The organism is Vibrio sp. M260118, from assembly GCF_036533755.1.
Classification (GTDB): domain Bacteria; phylum Pseudomonadota; class Gammaproteobacteria; order Enterobacterales; family Vibrionaceae; genus Vibrio.
On the sequence record NZ_JATABG010000609.1, the window covers coordinates 1 to 1,166 of the forward strand.

The 1,166-nt window shown below is 47.3% G+C and carries 1 protein-coding gene; it reads right to left on the minus strand.

The annotated features are described in order from the left end of the window. Positions 1–11: 11 nt before the first annotated feature. Positions 12–1,166 (minus strand): ATP-binding cassette domain-containing protein (locus QTO00_RS19995; protein ID WP_331426306.1); only part of this gene is annotated, 1,155 nt, incomplete at its 5' end.

The window sequence follows — 1,166 nt, forward strand, 5'->3', positions numbered from 1 at the left end:
AAACGGAGTGGTTATAGCGTTTGATTTAGCTGATAGTATCGACCTTGCGCATCTAGCAGTTGCTGATGAGTGCCGTGTTCAACAATCTGACCTTGTTCAATCAGGCAGATTGTGTCCATCTTGTCTAAATTCACTAAACGGTGGGTGATAAAGAGCACTGTTTTCTGGGCAAAATGCTGCTCAAATAGCTGCATGATTTGCTTCTCAGTCTGTTTGTCTAACCCTTCTGTTGGCTCATCAAGCAGTAGGATTGGTGCATCGTGGAGTAGGGCACGTGCAATACCAATGCGGCGCTTCTCGCCACCAGATAGCTGTCGACCGCCATCACCAAGCCAGGTATCTAGGCCTGTATCTTCCAGCAGTTTTTCTAAGCCTACTTTTGCTAAAATGGCTGCTAAGTCATCATCGCTAGCTTGAGACTTTGCCATTAGTAAGTTGTCTCGCAGTGAACCGTTAAGAATATCAACGCGTTGACTGACAACACTAATCGCTTGGCGTAGCTGGCTTTCGCTCCAATCTTGAATTGGTTTTCCCGCGATCTCAATACTGCCTTGCTGAACATCCCAATAGCGATTGAGTAGCTGAATAAGCGTTGACTTGCCTGACCCGGTTTGACCAACAATTGCTATACGATGCTGAGCTGGAATAGCGAGATCGACTTGGCTAAGTACATCGGTATTTGAGTCAGGGTAGTGGAAGGAGACGCCCTTATACTCAATTGAGAACTCACCTCGATGTTGAGTCGCTTCTGTTGGGAACTGAACGTCGGCCTCTGCTTGAGTAATATCATTGAGTCGACGCGCTGATGTTAGCGTTTGACCAAGGTGTTGGAATGCACCAGCAATTGGCATCAGTAACTCGACGCTCGCCATAGTAGCAAAGGCAACCAGAGCAATCATAGGATCTGGTGTGTTACCGCCTACACCGTCAGCCGCAAGCCATAGTATGAGTACAATTGTCCAACCATTGGCCAACAGCAGCAGTGCTTGAGCCAAGCCAGAGAAATGGGCATTGAAGTATTGGTTCTTAAGCAGTTTCTCTTGCGTATCCAAGATAGCATTGCGATAACGCTCTTCCGCACCGAATAAGGTCAGTTCGCTATAGCCCTGTAACCAATCTAACGTGGTGATACGTAAGCTAGCTTTGTGTTGGGTTAGTTCAGCCCC